Below are 26,082 nucleotides of genomic sequence, written 5' to 3'. Positions count from 1 at the left end.
TTTGGGCGTCCACTTGATCCCCTATCCCATCACGTTATATCCCGGCTTTCTCCATTTCTGATTGACCGGGTAAACGCATGACGACGTCCGACACGGCTACGCATACGCAACCTTTCCAGGCCGAGGTTTCCGAACTGCTGCACCTGATGGTGCATTCCGTCTATTCGGAGACCGACATTTTCCTGCGCGAGCTCGTCTCCAACGCCTCCGACGCCTGCGACAAGTTGCGCTATGAGGCGATCGCCAATCCGGGCCTGCTGGGCGAGGGCGACGAGCTCAAGATCCGGGTCATCCCGAACAAGACAGCGGGAACGCTTGTTGTCGCCGACAACGGCATCGGCATGGAGCGGCAGGAGCTGATCGACCATCTCGGCACCATCGCCCGCTCCGGGACCAAGGCCTTCGTGTCGAAGCTGAAGGAAGCCAAGGACGGCCTCAGCCTGATCGGCCAGTTCGGCGTCGGCTTCTATTCCGCCTTCATGGTCGCCGACAAGATCGTCGTCATCAGCCGCCGCGCCGGCGAGAGCGATGTCTGGACCTGGACGTCATCAGGCGGCTCCGGCTTCGAGATCGCGCGCGCCAGTGACGAAGAGGCGGCCCGTGTGGCGCGGGGCACCGAGATCGTCCTGCACCTGAAGGACGACGCCAGGAAATATCTCGAGACCTACGAGATCGAGCGCATCGTCAGCGCCTATTCCGACAACATCCTGTTCCCGATCGAGCTGGTGCCGGAAGAGGGCGAGCCGCACCAGATCAATTCGGCGAGCGCGCTGTGGCAGCGCTCGAAATCGGAGCTGACGGCGGAAGACTACAAGAAGGCCTATCAGCAGATCGCGTCCGCCTTCGACGATCCCGCGATGACGCTGCACTACCGCGCCGAAGGCCGCTACTCCTACGCGGTGCTGCTGTTTGCGCCGTCGGCCAAGCCGTTCGACCTGTTCGAGCCGAACCGCAAGGGCCGCGTCAAGCTCTATGTCCGCCGCGTCTTCATCACCGACGACGCCGATCTGCTGCCCGGCTATCTGCGCTTCATCCGCGGTGTCGTCGACAGCGAGGATCTCCCGCTCAACATCTCGCGCGAGATGCTCCAGAACAACCCGCAACTGGCGCAAATTCGCAAGGCCGTGGCGACCCGCGTCGTCAACGAGCTCGAAGGCCTCGCCGACAAGGACGCCGAGAATTTCGCAAAGATCTGGGACGCCTTCGGTGCGGTGCTGAAGGAGGGCATCTACGAGGATTTCGAGCGCCGCGAAAAGCTGTTGGCGCTGTCGCGCTTCACCACCACGGCCGGCGAGAAACGCGCGCTCAAGGACGTCGTCGCCGATTTCAAGCCGAACCAGACCGAGATCTATTATCTGGTCGGTGACAGCATCGAGCGGCTGAAGTCCAGTCCGCGGCTGGAAGCGGCGGCCGCGCGCGGCATCGAGGTGCTGCTGCTGTCCGATCCGGTCGACGCGTTCTGGACATCGATGTCGACGGAGTTCGAAGGCAAGCCGCTGAAGTCGCTGAGCCAGGGCGATCTCAATCTCGACCTGATTCCACGCGTCGACGAAAAGGACGAGGAGAAAAAGGACGAGCCCCAGGCGGACGAGGCCGCCACGATCGCGGTGATCAAGGCGGCGCTGGGCGAACGCGTCAGCGACGTCAAGGCCTCGACCCGCCTGACAAGCTCGGCGTCCTGCCTCGTCGCCGACAGCCAGGGCCCGAGCCGCGAGCTCGAGCGCATCCTGGCGCAGCAAAATCGCGGCCTGCGCACCCGGCCCATCCTGGAGATCAACCTGCGCCACCCCATGGTCACGGCGATCACCAGGGCCCAGGCCGGCTCCAAGACCGTCGACGACCTCAGCCTGCTCCTGCTCGAACAGGCGCAGATCCTGGATGGCGAGCTGCCTGAAGATCCGGCGGCGTTTGCCGCGAGGTTGAACCGGCTGGTGTTGCAGGGGCTGGGCTGACGCGGGCCCTGCTCACTCCGCCGCGTCCTTCTGCTCCTCGCCCTCTTTCTCCACCACCGGCTTCCTCTCCATCCAGCGTGACAGCGTGTTGGAGAGGCGGTCGAGGTAGAGGTAGACGACGGGGGTCGTGAACAGGGTCAGCGCCTGGCTGACGATGAGGCCGCCGACCATGGCATAGCCGAGCGGTTGGCGGATCTCGGCGCCGGTGCCGGTGCCGAGCATCAGGGGCACGCCGCCGAGCAATGCTGCCATCGTGGTCATCATGATCGGTCGGAAGCGCAGCAGCGCGGCCTGGCGAATCGATTGCTCCGGCGTCAGGTGCTGCTCGCGCTCGGCGACGATGGCGAAGTCGACCATCATGATGCCGTTCTTCTTGACGATGCCGATCAGAAGGATGACCCCGATCAGGGCGATCAGGCTGAAATCGAAGCCGAAGACCATCAGGATCGCGATTGCTCCGACGCCGGCGGAGGGCAGTGTGGACAGGATGGTCAGCGGGTGGATGTAGCTCTCGTAGAGCACTCCCAGCACCAGATAGACCACGACGAGCGCGGCGAGGATCAGCATCGGCACGGTGCCGAGCGACTGCTGGAATGCCTGTGCCGTTCCCTGGAAGCTCATCGACAGCGTCGGCGGCGCCCCCATCTCGTTCACCGCGCGCATCACGGCCGCGGTCGCCTGTCCGAGCGCGATACCCTCGGCAAGGTTGAAGCTGATCGTCACGGCCGGAAACTGGCTCTGATGCGCGATCGCGAGCGGTCGCACCGGCTCGTTGTTCCAGCTGCAGACGACCGAGAGCGGGACCTCGTCGCCGGTCAGCGGTGACTTGATGTAGAGCTTGTCGAGCGTGTCGAGCTTGCCTTGCAGCGCCGGGGTTATCTCGAGCACGACGTGATAGCTGTTGGTCTGCGTGAAATATTGCGCCACCTGGCGCTGGCCGAAGGCGTCGTAGAGCGTGTCGTCGATCAACTGTGGCTGGATGCCATAACGCGCGGCGGTGTCGCGATTGATCGTGAGCTGTACGGTCGTGCCCTCGGTCTGCTGGTCGGTGGCGACGTCGCGAAGCTCCGGCAGGCCTTTCATGTCCGTCAGGATCTTCGGCGCCCAGGCGTTCAGCTCGGCAAGATTGGCGTCCTGGAGCGTGAACTCGAACTGGGTGCGGGTGGCGCGTCCGCCGAGCCGTACATCCTGCGAGGCTTGCATGTAGAGCCGTGCGCCTTCGACCTTGGCGAGCTGCGGTCGCAGCCGCGCAATGATCTGTTGTGCATTGGCGTCGCGCTCCCCGATCGGCTTGAGTGTGACATACATGCGCCCGGAATTCAGCGCCGTGCCGCCGCCGCCGATGAACATCGCGATGGAATCGACTGCAGGGTCGGCCTGCACGATGGCATTGAGCTCCTCCTGCCGCCGCTTCATCTCGGCGAAGGAGATATCCTGGGGCATCTCCGACACGGCGGTGAGGAAGCCGTTGTCCTGCTGCGGGAAGAAGCCCTTGGGGATCAGGACGAATAGCAGCCCCGACAGCGCGACGGTGGCGAAGAAAACGCAGAGCGTGATCAGGCTGTGCCGCAGCGCGAGGTCGAGCCCGCGCTCATAGGCGCCGAGCAGGCGCTCGAACAGCCGCTCGCTCCATTGGTAGAAGCGACCGTGGCGGGCTTCGTGGTCGGAACGCAGGAAGCGTGAGGCCATCATCGGCGTCAGGCTCAGCGAAACCACGAGCGAGACGAAGATCGCCATCGACAGCGTCACCGCGAATTCGCGGAACAGCCGGCCGATGATGCCGCCCATCAGCAGCAGCGGGATCAGCACGGCGACCAGCGAAATGCTGATGGAAACGATGGTGAAGCCGATCTCGGCTGCACCCTTGTAGGCGGCGGTAACAGGGTTTTCGCCCTGCTCGACATAGCGCGTGATGTTCTCCAGCATCACGATGGCGTCGTCGACCACGAAGCCGACCGCGATGGTCAGCGCCATCAGCGAGAGATTGTCCAGGGAGTAGCCGAACACCCACATCAGCGAGCAGGCGCCGAGCAGCGCCAGCGGTACCGTGATGCTCGGGATGATGGTGGCCCAGAAGCTGCGCAGGAAGATGAAGATCACCATCACCACCAGAACGATGGTGATCAGGAGCGTGATCTGCACGTCATCGACCGCGGCGCGGATGGTGATGGTGCGGTCGCTGATGATCTTGATGCCGATCGCCGGCGGGATCGCCGCGATGAGCCGCGGCAGCTTCTGCTTGATGCGGTCGACCGTCTCGATGACGTTGGCGCCGGGCTGCTTGAAGATGACCAGGAACACGCCCCGCTTGCCGTCGGCCCAGGCCGCGGTCTTCATGTCCTCCGGACCCGACACCGCCTCGCCGATGTCGCGAATCCGCAAAGGCGCGCCGTTGCGATAGGCGATAATCACATCCTGCCACTGCGCGGCCTCGAGCAGCTGGTCGTTGGCATAGACCGTATAGGCGCGCCGGGCGCCGTCGATGCTGCCCTTGGGGCTGTCCGTGGTCGCGATCGCGATCTGGCTGCGCACGTCCTCCAGCGAAAGTCCCTTGGCGACCAGCTTGGCCGGGTCGATCTGGATGCGGACCGAGGGCTTCTGCTGTCCGCCGACGAACACCTGGGCGACACCGGGAATCTGGCTGATCTGCTGCGCGAGCTGGGCGTCGGTACGGTCGCTGACGGTGGTCAGCGGCAGCGTGTCGGAGGTCGCCGACAGGATCATGATCGGCGAATCCGCCGGGTTGACCTTTCTGTAGGTCGGGGGTGAGGGCAGGTTCTTCGGCAACTGGCCGCCCGCGGCGTTGATCGCGGCCTGCACGTCGTTGGCGGCGGCATCGATCAGGCGATTGAGATCGAACTGGATGGTGATCGATGCCGAGCCGAGCGAGCTCGTCGAGGTCATCTGCGTGATGCCGGGGATTTGCGCGAGCTGGCGCTCCAGCGGCTGCGCCACGGAGGACGCCATGGTTTCCGGGCTGCCGCCCGGGAGCGAGGCGGAAACCTGGATGGTCGGAAAGTCGACCTGCGGCAGCGGCGCAACCGGCAGCAGAGGGTAGGCCACGAGGCCTACGAACAAGATGCCCGCCATCAGCAGCGAGGTGCCGATTGGATAGCGGATAAATGGAGACGAGATACTCTCTTGCATGCCCTGAGCCCACAGACCGGCGAGCGCATCTTCTCGCCGCGTACGGCGGAGCCGCACTCGAGAGATCGAGAGCGAATCTGCGTTTCCTTCAGCCCGTATGTTTTTCGATGCCCCGGAACGTCATCGCTCCGGGGCCGGCGTTGTCATCGAGAGACTAGTCGGTTCGCCCAGGCCTGCGAATGGTTTCCTGCGCCGGTGGCGTGCGACCTTTGTCGAAGGATTGTTGTCGCGAGATATGCATTGAGTGCAGATCGCCCAAGGAGCGCCTTTGCGGTTTCAGTCAGTTAAGGCGCCGTGTCGCATCGTTTTTTGGTGCGTGTCACAAGCGGGAGAGGTATGAATAGGAACGATCGCTTCTTCCGCGCTGCTGTGCCATATCGAAATAGCATAACGCCTGCCGTCGCTACCGATTCGAGGAAATGTCCGATGCGCCTGCCTCTCCTGACCATCACAGCCATTGCCACGCTGTTCGTCGCGGCAGATGCCAGCGCCCAGACCTACGATCCGCGTTATCCGGTGTGCATGCACGTCTATGCGGGCGGCGGCCCCAGTGGGGGCGGCGCCAACTGGTTCGACTGCTCCTTCACGTCGCTGCCGCAGTGCCGCGCCACGGCATCGGGCCTCGCGGCCAGCTGCGACCTCAATCCCTACTACGCTTTCGACGAGCCGCCGCCCCCGCCGCGCAGGCGTCACAAGAAGGTATATTGACGGACCGGGATGCGTCGTACGGGGTAACCACCAGCTTGCTTAGCGCGCAAAAGCAGCAAGCTATTCCTTCTTGATCCCCGACAGCTCGACCACTTTGCGCCAGCGCTCGGTTTCGGCGGTGAGCATGCCACCGAATTCGCCGGCCTTGCCGTGAAGCGGGATCGCGCCCGAGTTCGGCGATGCGGGCTTTGATCTCGGGATCGGATAAAGCCGCGTCGACCTCGCGATTTAGCAGGTCGACGATCTCGCGCGGCGTGTCGTAGGGCGCGCCGGCGCCGTAGAAGGATGAAGTCTCGTAGCTGGACAGCGTGTCCGCGATCGGTGGCACACCGGCCATCGACTTGAACAGCTCGCCGGAGAGATGCAACGACGTGCCGATGCCGGAGGAGGCGATCGACATCTTGCCGGGATTGGCCTTGGCATAGGCGATGAAGTCCGCGACGTTCTTCACCGGCAAATCGTTGTCGACGACCAGCACCAGCGGAATGCGTGCGACGCCGGCGACCGGTGCGATGCCTTTGGCGAAATCATAGGGCAGGGCCGGATCGAACGAGGCATTGATCGCGTTCGCGGTCGAGGTCAGCAACAACGTGTATCCGTCCGGTGCGGGCGCGATCACGGCCTGGGTTCCGATATTGCTGCCGGCGCCTGGCTTGTTCTCGACCACATTGGTTTGCCCAAGCCGGTTGGACAGGCGCTGGCAGATCAGCCGCGACAGCACGTCCGTGGCGCCGCCCGGTGCGTAAGGAACCACCCATTTCACGCTGCGCGAAGGATAGGACGGGTTGCCGATCGCAAAGGCGCGCGGCGCTACGAGCACAGCCGCGGCGCAGGTCGCGGTCTGAAGGAATCATTGTCGCCTCCAGTTCATCTCGCGCGAGGCGAGGGGGCACGCGCAGCGTGCCCGAATGACTGGATTTGCTATCGCAAGAATTGCGCGAGGTCGCGCGCCGTTCCCATCCGCTTGGTAAAGGATGATTGCAGTTAATCGAGAGCTAACCGAGTTTTACCTTGTCTCTTAACACCTGGGCAGGACGCGCGGGCTAAGCTGCCGGCAACAAGCAGATACCGTCCGAAAGAATGAACGGCATGACAACCGGCGTCATCGAGCAACCCAGAGCCGCGCGCGCGCCCTCGGCTTCGAAGATCTGGCTGAAGGCGATCGAACTGACCGCACGGATCGAGACGCTGCCGGGCCGCCTGTTCGCGGACGTCATCGACGACTGGGCGCGGCGTCAGCCCGACCGTGTCGCGCTGGTCACGGATGACGCGGCACTCGACTATGACGGCCTGTCGAAGCGCATCAATCGTTACGCGCGCTGGGCGCGTTCGGTTGGCGTCGTCAAGGGCGACATCGTCGGCCTGATCATGCCGAACGGCGTCGATTATGTCGCAGCCTGGCTCGGGATCAGCCGTGTCGGCGGCGTGGTGGCGCTGCTCAACACCAAGCTCGTCGGGAAATCTCTCGCGCATTGCATCGATGTCGCAAAGCCCTCTCACATCATCGTCGCGCATGATCTCGCCGCGACGCTGGCGAGCGCAACGTCGCATCTCAAGACAAGTGCAGAAATCTGGACCCACGGCGATGCCCGCAGCGAGCGTGCGATCGACGTGGCGCTCGCCGCGCTCGATGACGGGGCGCTGTCGCCGGAGGAGCACGGTGGCGTCGCCATCGATGATCGCGCGCTGCTGATCTACACCTCAGGCACGACGGGACTGCCGAAAGCGGCCAGCATCAGCCACCGCCGAATTCTCAACTGGGGTTTCTGGTTTGCCGGCCTCACCGGCGCGACGCCGCAGGACCGGCTCTATGATTGCCTGCCGCTGTTTCACTCGGTCGGCGGCATTGTCGCGCCGTGCAGCATGCTGGCCGCCGGCGGCTCGGTGGTGATCGCGGAGAAGTTTTCGACGTCGAATTTCTGGTCCGACATCGTCCGGCACGACTGCACGCTGTTTCAATATATCGGCGAACTCTGCCGCTACCTGCTCAAGGCGCCGCCGTCGGAATACGAGAACCGCCATCGTCTGCGGATGGTTTGCGGCAATGGCCTGCGCGGCGACATCTGGGAGGATTTCCAGGGCCGCTTCGCCATTCCCCGCATTCTCGAATTCTATGCCGCGACCGAAGGCAATTTCTCGCTGTTCAACGTCGAGGGCCTGCCGGGTGCGATCGGCCGCATCCCGCCGATGCTGGCGCATCGCTTTCCTGCCGGCCTCGTCAGGCTCGATCCGGATACCGGGGCGCCCCTGCGCGATGTCGAGGGCTTTTGCATCGCCTGCGCCCGCGGTGAGGCTGGCGAGGCCATCGGCCGCATCGGCAGGGCAGACGAGGGCGGTGGCCGCTTCGAGGGCTACACCGATGCCGGCGAGACCGAGAAGAAGATCCTGCGCGATGTCTTTGCCAAGGGTGATGCCTGGTTCCGCACCGGCGATCTGATGCGGCTCGACGACAAAGGCTTCTTCCATTTCGTCGATCGCATCGGCGACACTTTTCGCTGGAAGGGCGAGAACGTCGCGACCTCGGAAGTCAACGACGCCGTGCGCGATTTCACCGGCGTGGTCGATGCCACCACCTACGGCGTCAGCATTCCCGGCACGGATGGCCGCGCCGGCATGAGCGCGATCGTCGTGAACGAGGGATTTGATATCGCGGCCTTGCCTGCGCATCTCGCACAGCGCCTGCCGGCCTACGCCCGTCCCGTTTTCATTCGCATCTCGCGCGAGCTCGATGCGACCGAGACGTTCAAGCAGAAGAAGGGTGAACTTGCCCGCGAGGGCTTCGATCCCGGGGCGGTGACGGACCCGATGTTCATGCTCGAGCCGAAATTCGGCGCCTATGTCGCCCTCGATCCCGAAGTATTTGCGCAGATCGAGGACGGTGCGATCAGGCTGTAGCCGCGCCAAAATCGGCAGATAGGTCCAATTTTATCTGAATTGTCCAAGAGGGCATTTACTTCTGTCCGGTAAACAAGCGGCCATGGGAGGCGGTCTTCGAGAGCCGCCGCAAGAAACACGGTTGGTTAACTAAGCAAGAGGCGAGAAAGCCATGTCGGTCAGGTCTAAAGTCATCGAGGCGATCCAGCAGATCGCCAAAGAGCAGCACGTCACGCTTCCCGCCCTCTCGGACGATTTGTCCCTGCACGAGACGGGTTTTGACTCGCTCGCCTTCGCCATCCTGGTCGCGCGTCTCGAGGACGAGACCGGCGTCGACCCCTTCACCATTTCCGAGGACGCAGCGTTCCCCGCCACGGTTGGCGATTTCGTGCGGGCCTACGAAAATGTCCCCGCGTGAGATTTTTGCGCTCCGTGACCATCTCGGCGCGGAACTGAAAGACCGGACGCTGTCGGACGCGCACCATGTGGTGTCGCTGACCGACATCCTGTCGCAGACGGTTCTCGGTGGCCGCCTGCGCGAGCTGTCCGGCCGCGCCGTCCTGCTCAAGCTGTCGGACCAGCTCCGGTCGGGCGTTGCCATGATCGAGCTCGACGGCATCGCCCGTCGCATGCTGCTGTGCCCGCCGGATCTCAACCCCGCGCATCTGGAGGCGCTGATCGCCGATGCCGGGATCGACGCCGTCGTCACCGACGAGCCCGATTGCTGGGCGGGGACCGGCGTGTCGCTGGTCGTCACCGCACAATTACCGCTCCAGGCGACGGCGCCTGCCAGGACAGAGCGCGCCACGGAATGGCTGATGCTAACCTCCGGCACATCAGGCGTGCCGAAAATCGTCGGTCACACGCTGGAAGCGCTCACCGGCGCCATCGTCGCTGAAGGTCCCGCAAAGGGACCCGCGCCGGTCTGGGCGACGTTCTACGACATTCGCCGCTATGGCGGCTTGCAGATCTTCCTCCGCGCCATCGTCTCCGGCGGCTCGATGGTGCTGTCTGACCCGCACGAGGCGCTGGCCGATCACGTCGCGCGGCTGAATGCGCGCGCCGTCTCCCACATCTCCGGTACGCCCTCGCACTGGCGCAAGCTCCTGATGAGCGGCTCGGCCGCGCAATTCGCTCCTCGCTATGTTCGTCTCTCCGGCGAGATCGCCGACCAGGCGGTGCTCGACGGGCTGAAGGCGGCTTTCCCCAATTCCTCCGTCGGGCACGCCTATGCCTCGACCGAGGCGGGCGTCGGCTTCGCGGTCAATGACGGGCTTGAAGGTTTTCCGGCCGACTATCTCGGCAACCGCAACGGCGTCGAGATGAAGGTCGTCGACGGCTCGCTGCGCATTCGCTCGACGCGCACGGCGCACGCCTATATCGGCCGTAACGCCGCCGCGCTCACCGATGGCGACGGGTTCGTCGACAGCGGCGACATCGTCGAGTTGCGGGGCGACCGCTATTATTTCGTCGGCCGCCGCGGCGGCATCATCAATATCGGCGGGCTGAAGGTTCATCCAGAAGAGATCGAAGCGGCGATCAACCGTCACCCGGACGTGCGGATGTCGCGCGCGAAGTCGCGGCGCAGCCCGATCACCGGGGGCATCGTCGTCGCCGACGTGATTCTCGCCGAAGGCACCGATCAGGCCCGGGCGAAGGAGATCCGCGACCAGATCCTTGATCAGTGTCGCTCGCAGCTGGCCTCGCACAAGGTGCCGGCGGTGATCCGCTTCGTCGAGGCCCTCGACGTCACCCCGGCCGGTAAACTGGCACGCACCGATGCATAATGTTCTCGTCACCGGCGGCAGCCGCGGCATTGGCCTTGCGATCGGAAAGCGCCTGGTCGGCGCCGGCTACAACGTCATTGCGGCGGCGCGGCGCGAGACCGACGAGCTCAAAGCCGCGATCGCGGAGTCGGATGGGCGCCTGCATTTCCGTGCCTGCGATCTCGCCGTGATCGATGCGATTCCGGCGTTCGCAAAGCTGGTGCGCGACGAGTTCGGTCCGACCTATGGCCTCGTCAACAATGCCGGCCTCGGCACCGAGGGCCTGCTCGCGACCATGCACAATTCGGAGATCGAGGCGCTGGTGCAGCTCAACGTGCTGTCGCCGATCATCCTCACGAAATATGTCGCGCGGCAGATGATGGCCGATGGCGCAGGCCGCATCATCAACATCTCCTCGATCATCGCGACGACGGGCTATAACGGCCTCTCGGTCTATGGTGCGACCAAGGCTGCGGCGACCGGCTTCACGCGTTCGCTCGCGCGCGAGGTCGGCAAGCTCGGCATAACCGTGAATGCGATCGCGCCCGGCTTCATCGATACCGAGCTGACGCACAATCTCTCCGAGGATGGCCGCAAGCGCATCGCTGGCCGCAGTGCGCTGCGCCGCCTGCCGGAGACTGATGACGTCGCGCGCATGGTGGAATATCTGCTCGGCGAGGGCGGTCGCAACGTCACCGGCACGGTGTTCACGATCGACGCCGGCAATACGGCATAAGGCGGAACTCTGCCATCGCAATCGGGTTGATTCGGCACAATGACATCGGGCCGGATTTGGTCGTAAGATGTTTCGTCATCGATTGGGTTACGTCAATCGAACTGCCCTAACCGACAGGGAGCAGTCCATGGCTTCTCAAAATATGGTCACGTCAAACGTCACCGTTGCAAATCAGGGCGGGACACCTGCGGAGCCGTCGTCTGCGAAGCTGGACGAGGCGCGTTGCCCGCCGATGTCGCATCAAAACTCCGGTGGTCATGGCTATGAAATGTATCCGCAGCAATTCGTGCGGCTGATCGGCTGTCATGACGCGCCGTCGCCAGGCTTGCGCAAGCGCCAGCACGAGAAGCTGCATTAGCGCGTATCGGCGCTCACGTCTGCTGTTTCGGCAGATCAATCCGCTCGTGGGAGAATTCGGGAGGTCCCTCGGTGAGGCGGCGAATGCGGCGCTCGCGCTCGTCCGCGGGGAGAGCCGGATCGAGCAGCCCCTCGATTTCATGCACCGCGATTTCTTCGATCCTGGCGGCATCCGATGTGATCGTGATCTCGGGCGATGCCGGCATCGCGGGGGCGAGCTTCAGACCCAGTTCGAGGAGCTGGTAGATCGCGTCCGAGCGCGAGAGGTGACGAGCCCGGGCCCAGGCGTCGATGGCCGCGGTCAGCCGTTCCGGCAGTTTTACGGCACTGATGATGTCAGGCACCTCGATGATCCCGTGCAACGCCTCTGAGAGTTTGAGAGCGTAGGCCTGATCCCAGAGCCGCTGTTTGACTCCGATCAATGACAATGTGCGGCATAGCGGCGCGGCGCGACCTTGTTGTCGGGCGCCATTTCGGCCAATGATCGGGGCCTCGAAAGGACCGCCCAGGCGAACCCCGATCGATCCTGCCACGTATCTCGTTCGTACGTGAGCTTTCCAACCATCCGGCACCACGCGATGATCTCAGGCGAATCCTTCTACGGCAGCATCCCTGTCTTCCGCGGCTTCACCAGCCTGATGGAGCCAAAACTCTATTCGCCGCTGCCGGAGGACTGGAGCATCGGCGTCGCCGATATCGTCGATTCCACCAAGGCGATCGCGGCGCAGCGCTACAAGGCGGTCAACATGGCCGGCGCCGCCGTGATCGCGGCGGTGACGAATGTGCTGGGGGGACGCGAATTTCCCTTCGTGTTCGGCGGCGACGGTGCGAGTTTTGCGGTCGCACCCGGCGATCTCGATGCGGCGCGCGACGCGCTGGCCGCGACCGCGACCTGGGTGCGGGAAGACCTCGACCTGAAAATGCGAGTCGCGCTGGTGCCGGTCAGCGCCATCCGGGCGAAAGGTCTCGACGTGCGCGTCGCGCGCTTCGGTCCGTCGGCCAATTTGTCGTATGCGATGTTCTCCGGCGGCGGGCTCGCCTTCGCCGACGCGGCGATGAAGCGCGGCGAGTTCGCCGTTGCCGAAGCGCCCTCCGGAACGCAGCCCGATCTATCCGGCCTGTCCTGCCGTTTCGAGGTGATGCCGGCCTCGCGCGGGATGATCCTGTCGGTGCTGGTGATGCCGGCTGCCGGCGTCGACCCGCAGGCGTTCCGCAATGTGATCGAGGACATCATCCATCTCGTCGAGCGCAGTCCGGATGCGGGCCGTCCGGTGCCGCCGCAGGGACCGCCGCTGAAATGGCCGCCGCAAGGGCTGGACTACGAGGCGCGGGCGATCCGTGGCGGCTCGTTGTTCAAGCGTCGTGCCAGCCTGCTCGCCTTCACGTTCTTCGCCTATGTCCTGATGCGCTTCGACATCAAGGTCGGCGGCTTCCTGCCAAAGGTCTACAAGCGCCAGGTGGTCGAGAATTCCGACTTCCGCAAATATGACGACGGCCTGCGCATGATCCTCGACTGCACGCCGGAACTCGAGCGCGCGCTGAGCGATCGCCTCGCGGCGGCTGCGCGCAACGGCGTCGTGCGCTACGGCCTTCATCAGCAGGATGCGGCAATGATGACCTGCTTCACCCCCTCGGCGCTGCGCAGCGATCACGTGCACTTCATCGACGGTGCGCGCGGCGGCTACGCTTCGGCGGCAACGGCGTTGAAGGCTATGGCAGCCGCGCGCTAGCGTCCCGCCCGCGTCCAGGTCTCGCCGCCGCAGAGTGCGCCGACGCAGCCTTCGACCCGCAAGCTCTCTGCGCCGGTCACGGTGACGCTGCTCGCATAGGTGCTGCCGTCGTCTGCATTGTAGATCTGGCCCGACCATTTGTTCGGGCTTGTGGGCTGCATGCCGGAGAACAGCGGCAAGCCGATCATCGGACGCTTGGCGAGCGCGGGATTGGGATTCTTGCTGTCGGTCGCGGGCTGGCCGGTCGCGGTGTCCATCGGCTCGCGCAGCCAGACGATATGGCCGCAGATGCCGCCGCCGCATTTGCTGATTTTCACGCGCGCATCGCCGGCCTGAGTGAGCCAGGTCCCGCTCGCGTCGGCATCTTGTGCATGCCCGACCGTGGTGCCGGAGAACGCCGCCAGGAGAACGGAGAGGAAGATGAATCTGCGGGACATGGTCGGGCCTCGAAATGGAGGGCGTCTCCATAGCAGCAAATCAGAATCCTGCAACGCCTGATGGAATCACATTCCTGCGTGCATTTGCCTCAGGAAGCTTTCACCACGGCAGGCCGCACAGGTCGATCGTGCCGAGCGTCGGCGCTCGGACGATGTTGAAGACGTAGGGCGCCATGACGTCGAAGCGGATGCGCCCCTCGGGCTGCTCGCAATAGACCTCGCCCTTGAAGGGCAGCCAGCTGCGGGCCTGGTAGAACGCGGCATTGTGCGGCTCGCAGAACAGGATCGCAAAACGAACCGCCTCGTTGGCGCGCATGGTGTGCACGGCGGCGTCGATCGCCATGGTCGCATAGCCGCGGTTTCTGCGATCCTCGCGCGTGCAGACGCCGCCGATACCGCCGACATGTACCTTCTGCCCATTCCAGGTGACGGTGCGGAAATAGATGCCGACGTGGCAGACAAGGCCGTCCGCCGGCGTCTCGATCAGTACGCGCAGATCGGCATTGGCCCATTTCACATGCCCCCACGGTAGCTTCGCGACGATGTCAGGTCCCCAGACCGCCTGATGCAGCGGCTTGGCGATCGGCCATGAGGCGTCGCCGTTCAAAATGTCGATCTCGATGCTCATGGCTCTGCCTTGGGTCCCGGCTGGTGGTGCATTCGTTCTGTCATAAGCGCTTCAAAGGCAATGATATTTTGCAGCACATCCGGTGAACATGCGCTTGCCTGCGGCGAAGTTGTGCAATCAGCCCGCGCGATCGCGTCATGGCTTTTCGCAAATTGGCGGTATTTAACGACGCAGGAACCTTCTATAAGGGGTGACCGTTAGAACGTTCCCCACCAGTTGCGGACAAGAACCCATGACCTTTACGCTGCCCCCACTCCCTTACGCCTATGACGCCCTCGGCCAGTTCATGTCGAAGGAGACGCTGGAATTCCACCACGACAAGCATCATCAGGCCTACGTCACCAACGGCAACAACGCGCTCAAGGGCACCGAATGGGAAGGCAAGTCCCTTGAGGAGATCGTCAAGGGCTCGTTCGGCAAGAATCCTGCGGTGTTCAACAACGCCGGCCAACACTACAACCACATCCATTTCTGGAGCTGGATGAAGCCGAATGGCGGTGGCACCAAGCTGCCGGGCAAGCTCGAGAAGAAGATCAACGAGGACCTCGGCGGCTTCGAGAAGTTCAAGACCGACTTCCAGGCGGCGGGCGTCGGCCAGTTCGGCTCCGGCTGGTGCTGGCTCCAGGTCAAGAACGGCAAGCTCGAGATCTCCAAGACCCCGAACGGCGAGAATCCGCTGGTGCACGGCGCCACCCCGATTCTCGGCTGCGACGTCTGGGAGCATTCCTACTACATCGATTATCGCAACCGCCGTCCGGATTATCTCAAGGCGTTCGTCGAGAACCTCGTGAACTGGGAATACGTCGAGTCCCTGTTCGAGAAGGCGTGAGGTTCACTCCGTCATCCCGGGGCGATGCGAAGCATCGAACCCGGGATCTCGAAAGTTCGGCTTTGCTGCCCCGGAATGAGGGAAACAAAGGCGGTCGCTCGCGCGGCCGCCTTTTTGCTGTGCGGAATTGACCTGGGGGGCGTCTTCGCGCCGTCCCGTTCCCGTTCGCGGCGGCCGCCGTCGCGCTGGCGACCGGCAAGCCCTGAGCATCCCGTGGACAGGCGTAATGTTATAATATAACGTTCTTGGCATGGTTCCCGCCGCGTCCCCCGCCCATCCTCACGACCACGCTCATGGTCATTCGTCTGGCCACTCTCACGGCCATTCCCACGAGCCCGGGCATTCGCACGGGCACGACCACACCCACGCCCATGTCCACGATGTGGCTTCGCCGCACCCGGCCCAGGACGCGCCCTGGTCGATCCTGCGCATGACGATGGCCGGCCGCCTCTCGGCCGCCGTTGCCGTCTGCGCCGTGCTCTGGGGCATCGTTTGGCTGGCGATGAGGTGACCATGGCTGCGCTACACTTTCACAACGTCACGCTCGGCTACGACCGTCACCCGGCCGTGCACCATCTCGATGGCGAGGTCGCATCCGGCGCGCTGGTCGCGGTGATCGGCCCGAACGGCGCCGGCAAGTCGACGCTGCTGCGCGGCATCGTCGGCATTCTCAAGCCGCTCGACGGCAGCATCCATCTCGGCGGGCTGGATGCCCGCGACATCGCCTATCTGCCGCAGAGCGCGGACATCGACCGCAGCTTCCCGATCTCCGTGTTCGATTTCGTCGGCACCGGCCTGTGGCGCGGGACCGGCCTGTTCGGCGGCATTGGCAAAGTCGCCCGCGAGAAGATTCTTCGCGCGATCGCCTCCGTCGGCCTCAACGGGTTCGAGAACCGCCCGATCGGCACGCTCTCCGGCGGGCAGATGCAACGCGTGCTGTTCGCGCGCGTGCTGCTCCAGGATGCGCGCCTGATCGTGCTCGACGAGCCCTTCAACGCCATCGACAGCAAGACCATTGCCGATCTGCTTACGCTGGTGAAGCACTGGCATGCCGAGGGTCGCACCGTGCTCGCCGCGCTCCACGACATGGAGATGGTACGTGCCCATTTCAGCGAGACCTTGGTACTGGCGCGCGGCCCCGTGGCCTGGGGACCGACGGCCGAGGTGCTGACGCCTGAAAACCTGATGGTCGCGATGCGGATGTGCGAAGCCTTCGACGACACCGCAGCGGCCTGCGCGGCCGACGATGTCAGCTCGCGAGCGGCGTGATCCCAGATGATCCATGACGCGCTGATCGGCCCGTTCACCGAGTTCGAATTCATGCGGCGGGCGCTTGCCGCCGTGATCGCGCTCTCGCTGGCGGGTGCGCCGATCGGCGTGTTCCTGATGCTGCGCCGGATGAGCCTCGTCGGCGATGCCATGGCGCATGCGATCCTGCCCGGCGCGGCCGTTGGCTTCCTGCTCTCCGGCCTCAATCTGTTCGCGATGACGGCCGGAGGATTGATTGCGGGCTTTGCGGTGGCGATCCTCGCCGGCGTGGTCGCGCGCTCGACCGGGCTGAAGGAGGACGCCTCGCTCGCGACATTCTATCTGGCCTCGCTGGCGCTCGGCGTCACCATCGTCTCGATCAAGGGCACCAATATCGACCTGCTGCACGTGTTGTTCGGCAACATCCTCGCCATGGACGACCAGACGCTGCTGGTGGTCGCCTTCAACGCCACGGTGACGCTGCTGGTGCTTGCGGTAATCTATCGGCCGCTGGTGATCGAGAGCGTCGATCCCCTGTTCCTGCGCACCGTCAGCCGTGCCGGCGGCCCCGCGCATCTCGCCTTCCTCGCACTGGTCGTCATCAACCTCGTCAACGGGTTTCAGGCGCTTGGTACCTTGCTGGCCGTGGGCCTGATGATCCTGCCGGCCGGCATTGCGCGGTTCTGGTCGCGCGATCTCACAATGATGATCTGCATCGCGGTCGTCGCTGCTGCTCTCTCCGGCTATGCCGGCCTCGTGCTGTCGTTCCAGACCCGCGTGCCTTCGGGCCCTGCGATCATTCTGGTGGCGACGGTATTCTACATCGTCTCGGTCCTGTTCGGCCGCGTAGGCGGTATCGTCCGGCAGATGTTTCCGGGCCGCCATCTGGAAGCGTGACGATGCGGCGCATTCTCCTCTGTTTGCTCTTGGTGATCGCCTCGCCGCTGCACGCCGCCGAGCGGCTCAATGTGGTCGCGAGCTTCTCGATCCTCGGCGATTTCGTGCGGAATGTTGGCGGCGACCGGGTCAACGTCACGATCCTGGTCGGCCCGGACAGCGACGTCCATGTCTACACTCCGGCGCCATCAGATGCGAAACGCATCGCGGAGGCGAAACTCGTCGTCGTCAACGGGCTCGGCCTCGAAGGCTGGCTGCCGCGTCTCGTGCAATCCTCCGGCAGCAAGGCGCAGGTCGTCACCGCGAGTGCCGGCATCGCGCCGCTGAAACTCGGCTCGGCCGCCGATCCGCATGCCTGGCAATCCATCCCCAACGCCAAGATCTACGTGACCGACGTCGCCAACGCGCTGGCCGCTACCGACCCGGATGATGCGGACTTCTTTCGCACCCAGGCCAAGACCTATCAGGAAAGGCTCGAAGCCCTCGACCGCGAGGTCCGGGATGCCGTCGCCAAGATCCCGCCCGAGCGGCGCAAGGTGATCTCGACCCACGATGCCTTCGGCTATTTTGCTGCGGAATATGGCATTCAGTTCATCGCCCCCCTGGGTGTCTCCACCGAAACCGAGCCGAGCGCGCGGGACATCGCCGCCATCATCGGCCAGATCAAGGCCCAAAGAATCCCGGCGGTATTTCTTGAAAATATCAGCGATGACCGGCTGATCCGGCAGATCGCGGCCGAGAGCGGCGCAAAGGTCGGCGGGACCCTCATTTCGGACGGTTTGACCGGCGAAAAGGGGCCTGCACCCACTTACATTGACATGGTCAGGCACAATATAAAGGCCCTGACCAGCGCGCTTGACCATTAGGGCAGGGGGCCACCCCGCCGCCTCGCGTCGCGCGGAAAAGCCCGATCCGGAGTTGTTATGCCTGAAGCGACCGCCTCCAAAATTCCCGTGACCGTCCTGACCGGCTATCTCGGTGCCGGCAAGACCACGCTCTTGAACCGCATCCTGTCGGAGAACCACGGCAAGAAATACGCCGTCATCGTCAACGAATTCGGCGAGATCGGCATCGACAACGACCTCATCATCGGCGCCGATGAGGAAGTGTTCGAGATGAACAACGGCTGCATCTGCTGCACCGTGCGCGGCGACCTCGTCCGCATCATGGACGGGTTGATGAAGCGCAAGGGCAAGTTCGACGCCGTCATCGTCGAGACCACGGGTCTTGCCGATCCCGCGCCGGTCGCCCAGACCTTCTTCGTCGACGAGGACGTGCAGAAGAACGCGCGGCTTGATGCGGTCGTCACGGTCGCCGACGCCAAATGGCTGTCCGATCGTCTCAAGGATGCGCCCGAGGCCAAGAACCAGATCGCGTTTGCCGACGTCATCGTGCTGAACAAGACTGATCTCGTCACCAAGCCGGAACTCGCCGAGGTCGAGGCCCGCATCCGCGGCATCAACCCCTATGCGAAACTCCATCGCACCGAGCGCTGTTCGGTGGCGCTGGCCGACGTGCTCGATCGCGGTGCGTTCGATCTCGACCGTATCCTCGACATCGAGCCTGACTTTCTCGTGGCCGATGACCACGATCATGATCATCACCACCATCACGACCACGACCATCACCACCATGATCATGGCCACGGCCTGAAGCACTATCACGACGAGGACATGCAGTCCCTGTCGCTCAAGACCGACAAGCCGCTCGATCCGAATGTGTTCATGCCCTGGCTCCAGAACCTGGTGCAGGTCGAGGGCGGCAAGATCCTGCGCTCCAAGGGCATCCTCGCCTTCCACGACGACGACGACCGCTACGTCTTCCAGGGCGTCCACATGATGCTGGAGGGCAACCACCAGCGGAAGTGGAAGGAGGGCGAGCCGCGCGAGAGCCGCCTCGTCTTCATCGGCCGCGAATTGCCGGAGAAGGCCATTCGCGAAGGCTTCGAGAGCTGCATCGTCTCGTGATGAAAGAGTTTTCGCCGGCCCCCGATTCCGCCTCGATCGTCTCCGTCACCGATCGCGTCAAGCCCGTGACGCTCGGCATGGCCGTCACGTCGGTGCATTTCCTCGGGCCCCGCGCCGCCTTCGTCGGCGGCGAGGAGAATGTCGCGTTCGTCGACGCGAAGGGTGAGGTCAGCACCGTTGCCGTTCACGGCGGCGGCATTCTGTCGACGGCTTCCGACGGCAAGCGCCTCGTCATGGGCGGCGACGACGGCAAGGTCGTCTCGCTCGATGCCAAGGGCGAGGCGACGCTGCTCGCGACCGATCCGAAGCGGCGCTGGATCGATGCCGTCGCGTTGCATCCGGATGGCGCCTTCGCGTGGTCCGCCGGCAAGACGGCGACCGTCAAGAGCGGCAAGGCCGAGGAAAAGTCCCTCGACGTGCCCTCGACCGTCGGCGGTCTCGCGTTCGCGCCGAAAGGCCTGCGACTCGCGATCGCGCACTACAACGGCGCCACGCTGTGGTTTCCCAACATGGAGGGATCGGCGGAATTCCTGCCCTGGGCCGGCTCGCATCACGCCGTCACCTTCAGCCCGGACAACAAATTTCTGGTCACCGCGATGCACGAGCCCGCGCTGCACGGTTGGAGGCTCGCGGACAACAGGCACATGCGCATGACCGGCTATCCCGGCCGCGTCCGCTCGATGTCCTGGAGCGCGGGCGGCAAGGGACTGGCGACCTCGGGCGCCGACACTGTCATCATCTGGCCGTTTGCCAGCAAGGACGGCCCGATGGGCAAGGAGCCCGCGATGCTCGCGCCGCTTCAGGCCCGTGTGGCCGTGGTGGCCTGCCATCCGAAGAACGACATTCTGGCCTGCGGCTACAGCGATGGCACCGTGCTGATGGTGCGTCTGGAGGACGGCGCCGAGATCCTGGTCCGCCGCAACGGCACCCCGCCGGTCGCCGCGATCGCCTGGAATGCCAAGGGCACGCTGCTCGCCTTCGCCGACGAAAATGGGGACGGCGGTCTGCTGGAGCTTTGATCTGTCATCGTTCCGGCCGTATAGGGAATCATGCGGTTCCTGACGACCTTCCAGCTTGCTGATTTCGCCGACACGCTGGTGAGCCTGTTCGCGGCCTTTGTGCTGGGCACGCTGATCGGAGCCGAGCGGCAATATCGCCAACGCACCGCGGGCCTGCGCACCAACGTGCTGGTCGCGGTTGGCGCGGCGGCCTTCGTCGATCTCGCCATGCATCTGGCCGGTGCGGACGGTGCCGTGCGGGTGATCGCCTATGTCGTCTCGGGCATCGGCTTCCTCGGCGCCGGCGTCATCATGAAGCAGGGCATGGACGTACGGGGCCTCAACACCGCGGCGACGCTGTGGGCCTCGGCCGCGGTCGGCTCCTGCGCCGGCGCCGACATGGTCGCGCAGGCGGCGGCGCTGACCGTGTTCGTCATCGCCGGCAACACCATGCTGCGCCCGCTTGTCAATGCCATCAACCGCATTCCGCTGAACGAGAAGGCGCTCGAGGCGACCTACTACTTCAAACTGGCGGTCACGACCGACGCCTTGCCCGACATGCGCGACCGTCTCGTCGACAAGCTCGAAGCCGCCAAATACCCCGTGGCCGATGTCGACGTGGTCGAGATCGGAGACGACGACCTCCTGGAAATCGTCGCCAAGCTGGTGGCGACCGCGGTCGATCCGAACGAGCTGAATGCGGTCGCGACTGATCTCCAGCATTTGCCCGGCGTACGCCACGCCACCTGGGAAGTCAGCACGACGGAATAGTCGTGGCCCTTGGCGCGTGAGCGCGCGGTTCCCGCCTTTCGAGGGACGGAACCGCAGTCGTGGAAATTCGTTGATCTCCCTGGATAAAGGCGGTGATCGACATGCCCGGCCCAAACGACAAGCGAAACCTGAAGCTCGACCTCACCATCGCCTGCTCGCTGTTTGCAGCCGGCGTCCTGGTGTCCGCGATGTCGCTGGCCCAGATCCGTGCCGAGAGCAGGACGGAGTTGGCACAGGCAACGCAGCCGCTGCAGGGCACGCCATCCAACGATCAGGACAAGACGCCCGCCGAGGCAAAACCCGGCGGTGAGCGTCCGACCACGCCGGCTCCCGAGCCCGCGCGCCCCGATCCGCAGACGCAAGGCGCGGCGGGGGCTACCAAGCCGGCGCTGCCGCCGGCCCCGGCCGAGAAGATCGCGCCGCCGATCAAGGTCAAGTAGCCGTGACGGCAGGCGTATTCTGACACGTATGTGACAACTGATGCCGATTTAACGATCTCGCCTCGGCGCACGGCTCGCTCCATAATCCGTCGAACCAACGACAGATGGGGCTCCCATGAAGATCGAAGACGTTCGCCGTACCGCATATTCGATGCCGCTCACCAACCCATCATTCCCACCGGGGCCATACCACTTCTTCGACCGCGAATATTTCATCATCACCTACAGGACCGATCCCGAAGCCCTTGCCGCCATCGTGCCCGAGCCGCTCGAGGTGGCCGAGCCGGTGGTGAAATACGAATTCATCCGCATGCCCGACTCGACCGGCTTCGGCGACTACACAGAGACCGGACAGGTGATCCCGGTCCGCTTCAAGGGCGAACAGGGCGCCTACACCCACGCGATGTATCTCGACGACGAAGGTCCGATCGCCGGCGGCCGCGAGCTGTGGGGCTTTCCGAAGAAGCTGGCGCGGCCGAAGATCGAGGTCGAGAGCGACGTGCTGGTCGGCTCGCTGCATTATGGTTCGGTGCTCTGTGCCTCCGCGACCATGGGCTACAAGCACCGCAAGATCGACCATGACGTGGTGCTGCAGTCGATGACGGCGCCGAACTTCATCCTCAAGATCATCCCGCATGTCGACGGCTCACCGCGAATTTGCGAGCTGGTGCGCTTCCATCTGGAGGACATCACGCTGAAGGAAGCCTGGACAGGCCCGGCCGCGCTCGGCCTGTTTCCTCACGCGCTCTGCGATGTTGCCCGGCTGCCGGTGCGCGAGGTGGTCTCGGCGCTGCACTTCAAAGCGGACCTGACGCTCGGGCTCGGCAGCGTGGCGTTCGATTACATGGCAAAGTGACGTGAGTGGGCGGGGCGCGGCATGACGCGCCCCGGTCCTCCGCTAGACTAATGCGCCGCGCCGTTCGGCAAGAGCGCCGCAAACGCCTGATCGAGCGCGGTATCGGCCTTCGCCAGCTTGTCGCGCTGGGAGGCAAGCCAGAGCTTGTCGGCATCGAGGCGCTGCTGGGCCACCTTGAGCATGCGTGCCGTCTCCTCTGGCTGCGGACCGCCGACACCCTTGGTGTGCGCCACGATCCATTCCGGTGACATCACCTCCCTGAATTCGGCCTCGCTCATCGGGAAGGCCCTCGCCGGCATGTTGAATTTGGCGAGCGTCTTGGCGAAGAGGTCAGTCACTTCGCCGAAGGGTATGGTCTTGGGGGTGAGATCCAGCGGCCGCGCATAGCTGACCATCTGCGATGCAAAGCCATGCCCGACGCGGAACGGGATCTGGTGCGCCTGCAACAGCAGCTCGGCGAGGTTCATTGTCGAGGTCCAGTCGCTCTCCAGCTCTTCCTTGGCGCGGGCCTTGTTGACCACGATCGCATCGAACACCCGGTCGGTCGCGGTGACCATCTTGATGGCCCGCGGGAACAGGCCGATGTCCTCGGACTGGGCCTTGGAATCGACCATTCCCGACATGACGTTGTGGGCGCGGATCGAGACCGCCCCCGACAGCCCCACCACATCGGAAGCGGCGATCCTGGCCTGCATGATCAGACCCGGATTGCGCTTCTGTGGCATCGAGCTGCTGGTATAGGTCGAGCCCTCCTGCAGCAATAGCCACGGTCGCACTTCGGCGTATTGCGTATGCAGGTCCTGCATCATCACGCCGATGCGGATGGCGGCCGAATTGGCGATCGCGGTGGCCTCGAGCTGGTTGTCGAATGGGATCACCTGGTTGGCGTCCATCGAATTCTCGACGATGCCGTCAAAGCCGAGCAGCTGGGCGAGGCGCGTGCGGTTCAGCGGCCAGATCGAGTCGGACATGACGCCCACGCCCATCGGGCTGAGGTTGAGCCGGCGATAGGCCTCGCTGATGCGCTGCTGGTCGCGCTCGAACGATTCCTCATAGGCCAGCAGGTAATGACCATAGGTGATCGGCACAGCCTGCACGCCGTTGGTGTAGCCGGGCATCAGGGCATCGAGATTGTCGGCCGCCTTGGCGAGCAGCTTGGCACGCAGGCCGAGCAACGCATCGGCAAAATCCAGCGTCTGGTTCCGTAGTTTGGCGGCGCGAAAGGTCGCGTACATGTCCTGACGGCTGCGCCCGGCATGGATGACGGAGGCCTCCTCGCCGACCTTGTCGGTCATGATCTTCTCGATCTGGAGGACGTCGCTCGGACGCTTGCCATCGGGCTCACGCGCCTGGCGGATCGCGTAATCCACGCCCCCGGCGATCAGCTGGCCGGTGCGCTTCGGGAAGATGCCTTCCTCCACCAGCATCACGGTGGAGGCCTTGTTGATCTTGTTGAGCCAGTAGAACTGGTCCTCTGCCGCGTCCGATTTGCTGGTCGAGAGCTGCGTGCCGCTGGGCGCGTTGGCGCCGATCTTGGCGGCGTTTTCGTTGCATTCCTGCGTGGTCTTGCAGGGTAACTGACCGGTGTCCGCGGCCAATGCGTGGGACGCGATCAGGAGACTGACTCCTCCCGCGATGCAGGCGATAAGTTTCATGCGGACCTCCCGGTTGCCGTGCGACCGGGAGGTTGGTTAGCATCCGGGCTGGCGGAAGGCTATTAGCCTCCCGTTCATTACTACTCGGACAGGTGCGCCTGTCAGCGGACCAGGATGTTTTTGAACTGCCAGGGATCGCTGGTGTCGATGTCCTCCGGGAACAGTCCCGGACGGTCCGTCAGCGGGGTCCAGTCGGTGTAGAAACCCTTCACCGGGCCGAGATACGGCAGCTGGATTTCCAGTAGGCGATCGAAATCCATCTCGTCGGCTTCGACGATGCCTTCGTTCGGGTTCTCCAGCGCCCACACCATGCCGCCGAGCACGGCGGAGGTGACCTGCAGGGCGGTGGCGTTCTGGTAGGGCGCGAGCGCGCGGGTCTCTTCGATCGAGAGCTGCGAGCCGAACCAGTAGGCATTGTTGTCGTGGCCGAACAGCAGCACGCCGAGCTCGTCGATGCCGTCGACGATTTCGTCCTCTTCGAGGATGTGGTGCTTCTCCTGCATCCTCCCGGCGCGGCCGAACAGTTCGTGCAGCGACAGCACGGCGTCGTCGGCCGGATGATAGGCGTAGTGGCAGGTCGGTCGATAGATTGCCTTGCCGGAGGCGTCACGCACCGTGAAGTAATCGGCGATCGAGATCGACTCGGTGTGGGTGACGAGGAATCCATATTGCGCGCCGCGGGTCGGGCACCACGTGCGCACGCGCGTGTTGGCGCCGGGCTGCATCAGATAGATGGCCGCGCCGCAGCCGGCCTCGTGGGTATGCGCATTCTCCGGCATCCATTTCTCATGGGTGCCCCAGCCGAGTTCCGACGGCTGCATGCCCTCCGACAGGAAACCTTCCACCGACCAGGTGTTGACGAAGACGTCAGGCTCCTTCGGCTTCTTTGCGCGCTGGGTGTCGCGCTCGGCGATGTGAATGCCCTTGATGCCGGCCTGCCGCATCAGGTCGGCCCATTCGGCCTTGGTCTTCGGCTTGGGGGCGTTGAGCTTCAGATCGGCGGCGACGTTGAGCAATGCCTGCTTGACGAAGAAAGAGACCATGCCGGGATTGGCGCCGCAGCAGGAGACGGCCGTGGTCGAGCCCTCGGGGCGCGCCCGCTTGGCGGCCAGCGTCACTTCGCGCAGCGCGTAGTTGGAGCGCGCTTCCGGGCCCTTCGACGAGTCAAAATAGAAGCCGAGCCAGGGCTCGTTGACGGTGTCGATATAGAGCGCGCCGAGTTCGTTGCAGAGCTCCATGATGTCGGTCGAGCCGGTATCGACCGAGAGATTGACGCAGAAGCCCTGGCCGCCGCCTTCGGTGAGCAGCGGGGTCAGCAACTCGCGATAATTGTCCCTGGTCACGGCCTTCTGGATGAAGCGCACATTCTGCTTCTCGCAATGCGCCTTGCGGCCCTCGTCCTTGGGGTCGATCACGGTGACGCGCGACTTGTCGTAATCGAGATGCCGCTCGATCATCGGCAAGGTGCCTTTGCCGATGGAGCCGAAGCCGACCATGACGATGGGACCGGTGATCTTCGCGTAGATCTGCGAGGGAGGGCTCATGGGATGGTTTCTCCGGAACGTGCTGGCGGACAATTGGTGGGTTGATCAGGCGCTGCGGCGCTTGGCGGTGACTTCGATCTCGACCTTCATCTCGGGCTTCAGGAGCGCCGAGACGACCAGAAGCGTGGCAGCCGGGCGAATCTCGCCGAGGACCTCGCCGCAGACCGCGAAATGCTCGTCTGCATCCTTGGCGTCGGTGAGGTAATAGGTCGCGCGGACGATGTCGGCCATCTCGAAGCCGCCCTCCTTCAGGGCCGCTTCGATGGTCTTGAAGCAGTTGCGTGACTGGCTCGTGACATCGTCAGGCATCGTCATCGTCGTGTAGTTGTAGCCGGTGGTTCCAGCCACGAAGCAGAACTCGCCGTCGACCACGGCGCGGCTGTAGCCGGCGGTCTTCTCGAAGGGGGAGCCGGTGGAAATCAGGCGACGGGACATGGGTTCGGCCTTGGCTGAATGGGGGGATTTCGTGGGGTTAAACGGCGTTTCCGCGGCTCACGCAACCCCAAAGGGACGAGCTCGGAACAGGTGCGGCTGGGCGTTGC

General features: G+C 64.2%; 25 protein-coding genes and 1 pseudogene. 18 read left to right on the top strand and 8 right to left on the bottom strand.

What is annotated here, in order from left to right; all coding sequences use genetic code 11:
- Positions 1–77 precede the first annotated feature (77 nt).
- Positions 78–1,952: a molecular chaperone HtpG gene (gene htpG / locus XH90_RS30845; RefSeq protein ID WP_194478013.1), complete on the top strand. Its 1,875-nt coding sequence runs from the start codon at positions 78–80 to the stop codon at positions 1,950–1,952.
- Between the two features lie 12 nt (positions 1,953–1,964).
- On the opposite strand, the gene XH90_RS30840 is transcribed toward htpG, so the two are convergent.
- Positions 1,965–5,099 (bottom strand): efflux RND transporter permease subunit, encoded by a 3,135-nt coding sequence (locus tag XH90_RS30840; RefSeq protein WP_194478012.1) that lies wholly within the window; start codon positions 5,097–5,099, stop codon positions 1,965–1,967.
- Positions 5,100–5,525: 426 nt separating this feature from the next.
- Between XH90_RS30840 and XH90_RS30835 the strand changes: the two genes are divergently transcribed.
- On the top strand, positions 5,526–5,807 hold the full coding sequence (locus XH90_RS30835; RefSeq protein WP_194478011.1) for a DUF3551 domain-containing protein: 282 nt from the start codon (positions 5,526–5,528) through the stop codon (positions 5,805–5,807).
- 60 nt (positions 5,808–5,867) lie between these two features.
- On the opposite strand, the pseudogene XH90_RS30830 reads toward XH90_RS30835, so the two are convergent.
- Positions 5,868–6,627, bottom strand: a pseudogene (locus XH90_RS30830) (tripartite tricarboxylate transporter substrate-binding protein).
- A gap of 260 nt (positions 6,628–6,887) precedes the next feature.
- Here XH90_RS30830 and XH90_RS30825 point away from each other — a divergent pair.
- The 5 genes from XH90_RS30825 (at position 6,888) to XH90_RS30805 (ending at position 11,541) form a co-directional block, all read left to right on the top strand.
- On the top strand, positions 6,888–8,702 hold the full coding sequence (locus XH90_RS30825; protein WP_194478010.1) for a long-chain-acyl-CoA synthetase: 1,815 nt from the start codon (positions 6,888–6,890) through the stop codon (positions 8,700–8,702).
- Positions 8,703–8,853: 151 nt separating this feature from the next.
- Positions 8,854–9,099 carry an acyl carrier protein gene (locus XH90_RS30820; RefSeq protein WP_015688794.1) on the top strand — a complete coding sequence of 82 codons (246 nt, stop codon included), beginning with the start codon at positions 8,854–8,856 and terminating at the stop codon, positions 9,097–9,099.
- Positions 9,086–10,468, top strand: a complete 1,383-nt coding sequence (locus XH90_RS30815; protein ID WP_194478009.1) for a class I adenylate-forming enzyme family protein — start codon at positions 9,086–9,088, stop codon at positions 10,466–10,468. Before XH90_RS30820 ends, XH90_RS30815 begins: the two co-directional genes overlap by 14 nt.
- The gene (locus XH90_RS30810; protein ID WP_194478008.1) at positions 10,461–11,183 is read left to right on the top strand and encodes an SDR family NAD(P)-dependent oxidoreductase; all 723 of its coding nucleotides are present in this window, start codon (positions 10,461–10,463) and stop codon (positions 11,181–11,183) included. The genes XH90_RS30815 and XH90_RS30810 overlap by 8 nt, the downstream gene beginning before the upstream one ends.
- 127 nt (positions 11,184–11,310) lie before the next feature.
- On the top strand, positions 11,311–11,541 hold the full coding sequence (locus tag XH90_RS30805; protein WP_371748275.1) for a hypothetical protein: 231 nt from the start codon (positions 11,311–11,313) through the stop codon (positions 11,539–11,541).
- 13 nt (positions 11,542–11,554) lie between these two features.
- On the opposite strand, the gene XH90_RS30800 is transcribed toward XH90_RS30805, so the two are convergent.
- Complete coding sequence (locus tag XH90_RS30800) at positions 11,555–11,902, bottom strand: ribbon-helix-helix protein, CopG family (RefSeq protein ID WP_194482865.1); 348 nt, start codon at positions 11,900–11,902, stop codon at positions 11,555–11,557.
- A gap of 216 nt (positions 11,903–12,118) precedes the next feature.
- Between XH90_RS30800 and XH90_RS30795 the strand changes: the two genes are divergently transcribed.
- The gene (locus XH90_RS30795) at positions 12,119–13,270 is read left to right on the top strand and encodes a DUF3095 domain-containing protein (RefSeq protein WP_194482864.1); all 1,152 of its coding nucleotides are present in this window, start codon (positions 12,119–12,121) and stop codon (positions 13,268–13,270) included.
- Here the strand turns inward: XH90_RS30795 and XH90_RS30790 are convergent.
- Positions 13,267–13,707, bottom strand: a complete 441-nt coding sequence (locus tag XH90_RS30790; protein WP_194478007.1) for a DUF2147 domain-containing protein — start codon at positions 13,705–13,707, stop codon at positions 13,267–13,269. The two genes, XH90_RS30795 and XH90_RS30790, sit on opposite strands and share 4 nt — an antisense overlap.
- A 100-nt stretch (positions 13,708–13,807) precedes the next feature.
- Positions 13,808–14,335, bottom strand: a complete 528-nt coding sequence (locus tag XH90_RS30785; protein ID WP_194478006.1) for a GNAT family N-acetyltransferase — start codon at positions 14,333–14,335, stop codon at positions 13,808–13,810.
- Positions 14,336–14,567: 232 nt separating this feature from the next.
- Here XH90_RS30785 and XH90_RS30780 point away from each other — a divergent pair, with 232 nt between their 5' ends.
- From XH90_RS30780 to XH90_RS30735, 10 genes are all read left to right on the top strand, one after another.
- Positions 14,568–15,164, top strand: coding sequence for a superoxide dismutase (locus tag XH90_RS30780; protein ID WP_084808431.1), 597 nt, complete (start codon positions 14,568–14,570; stop codon positions 15,162–15,164).
- Between the two features lie 250 nt (positions 15,165–15,414).
- Positions 15,415–15,675 (top strand): hypothetical protein, encoded by a 261-nt coding sequence (locus tag XH90_RS30775; protein WP_194478005.1) that lies wholly within the window; start codon positions 15,415–15,417, stop codon positions 15,673–15,675.
- Positions 15,676–15,677: 2 nt separating this feature from the next.
- Positions 15,678–16,433, top strand: a complete 756-nt coding sequence (locus XH90_RS30770) for a metal ABC transporter ATP-binding protein (protein ID WP_194478004.1) — start codon at positions 15,678–15,680, stop codon at positions 16,431–16,433.
- A 6-nt stretch (positions 16,434–16,439) separates the two neighbouring features.
- A complete protein-coding gene (locus XH90_RS30765) occupies positions 16,440–17,309 on the top strand; it encodes a metal ABC transporter permease (protein WP_194478003.1) in 870 nt (289 codons plus the stop codon).
- 2 nt (positions 17,310–17,311) lie between these two features.
- On the top strand, positions 17,312–18,175 hold the full coding sequence (locus XH90_RS30760; protein WP_194478002.1) for a metal ABC transporter substrate-binding protein: 864 nt from the start codon (positions 17,312–17,314) through the stop codon (positions 18,173–18,175).
- Positions 18,176–18,232: 57 nt separating this feature from the next.
- Positions 18,233–19,276 carry a GTP-binding protein gene (locus XH90_RS30755; RefSeq protein WP_194478001.1) on the top strand — a complete coding sequence of 348 codons (1,044 nt, stop codon included), beginning with the start codon at positions 18,233–18,235 and terminating at the stop codon, positions 19,274–19,276.
- Entirely contained in the window at positions 19,276–20,295 is a 1,020-nt protein-coding gene (locus XH90_RS30750; protein ID WP_194478000.1) for a WD40 repeat domain-containing protein, read from the top strand. The genes XH90_RS30755 and XH90_RS30750 overlap by 1 nt, the downstream gene beginning before the upstream one ends.
- A gap of 30 nt (positions 20,296–20,325) precedes the next feature.
- The gene (locus XH90_RS30745) at positions 20,326–21,045 is read left to right on the top strand and encodes an MgtC/SapB family protein (RefSeq protein ID WP_194477999.1); all 720 of its coding nucleotides are present in this window, start codon (positions 20,326–20,328) and stop codon (positions 21,043–21,045) included.
- A 101-nt stretch (positions 21,046–21,146) separates the two neighbouring features.
- Positions 21,147–21,485, top strand: coding sequence for a hypothetical protein (locus XH90_RS30740; protein ID WP_194477998.1), 339 nt, complete (start codon positions 21,147–21,149; stop codon positions 21,483–21,485).
- 115 nt (positions 21,486–21,600) lie between these two features.
- Positions 21,601–22,341 carry an acetoacetate decarboxylase gene (locus XH90_RS30735; RefSeq protein ID WP_194477997.1) on the top strand — a complete coding sequence of 247 codons (741 nt, stop codon included), beginning with the start codon at positions 21,601–21,603 and terminating at the stop codon, positions 22,339–22,341.
- 47 nt (positions 22,342–22,388) lie between these two features.
- Here the strand turns inward: XH90_RS30735 and XH90_RS30730 are convergent, their stop codons facing one another.
- From XH90_RS30730 to XH90_RS30720, 3 genes are all read right to left on the bottom strand, one after another.
- A complete protein-coding gene (locus tag XH90_RS30730; protein WP_194477996.1) occupies positions 22,389–23,996 on the bottom strand; it encodes a lyase family protein in 1,608 nt (535 codons plus the stop codon).
- A gap of 101 nt (positions 23,997–24,097) precedes the next feature.
- On the bottom strand, positions 24,098–25,540 hold the full coding sequence (locus XH90_RS30725; RefSeq protein WP_194477995.1) for a homospermidine synthase: 1,443 nt from the start codon (positions 25,538–25,540) through the stop codon (positions 24,098–24,100).
- 45 nt (positions 25,541–25,585) lie between these two features.
- A complete protein-coding gene (locus XH90_RS30720) occupies positions 25,586–25,975 on the bottom strand; it encodes a RidA family protein (protein WP_194477994.1) in 390 nt (129 codons plus the stop codon).
- Positions 25,976–26,082 lie beyond the last annotated feature (107 nt).

The organism is Bradyrhizobium sp. CCBAU 53338, assembly GCF_015291665.1.
Classification (GTDB): Bacteria; Pseudomonadota; Alphaproteobacteria; order Rhizobiales; family Xanthobacteraceae; genus Bradyrhizobium.
Note: the sequence above shows the minus strand (reverse complement) of the source record. Positions and strands in the feature narration are given on the sequence as shown.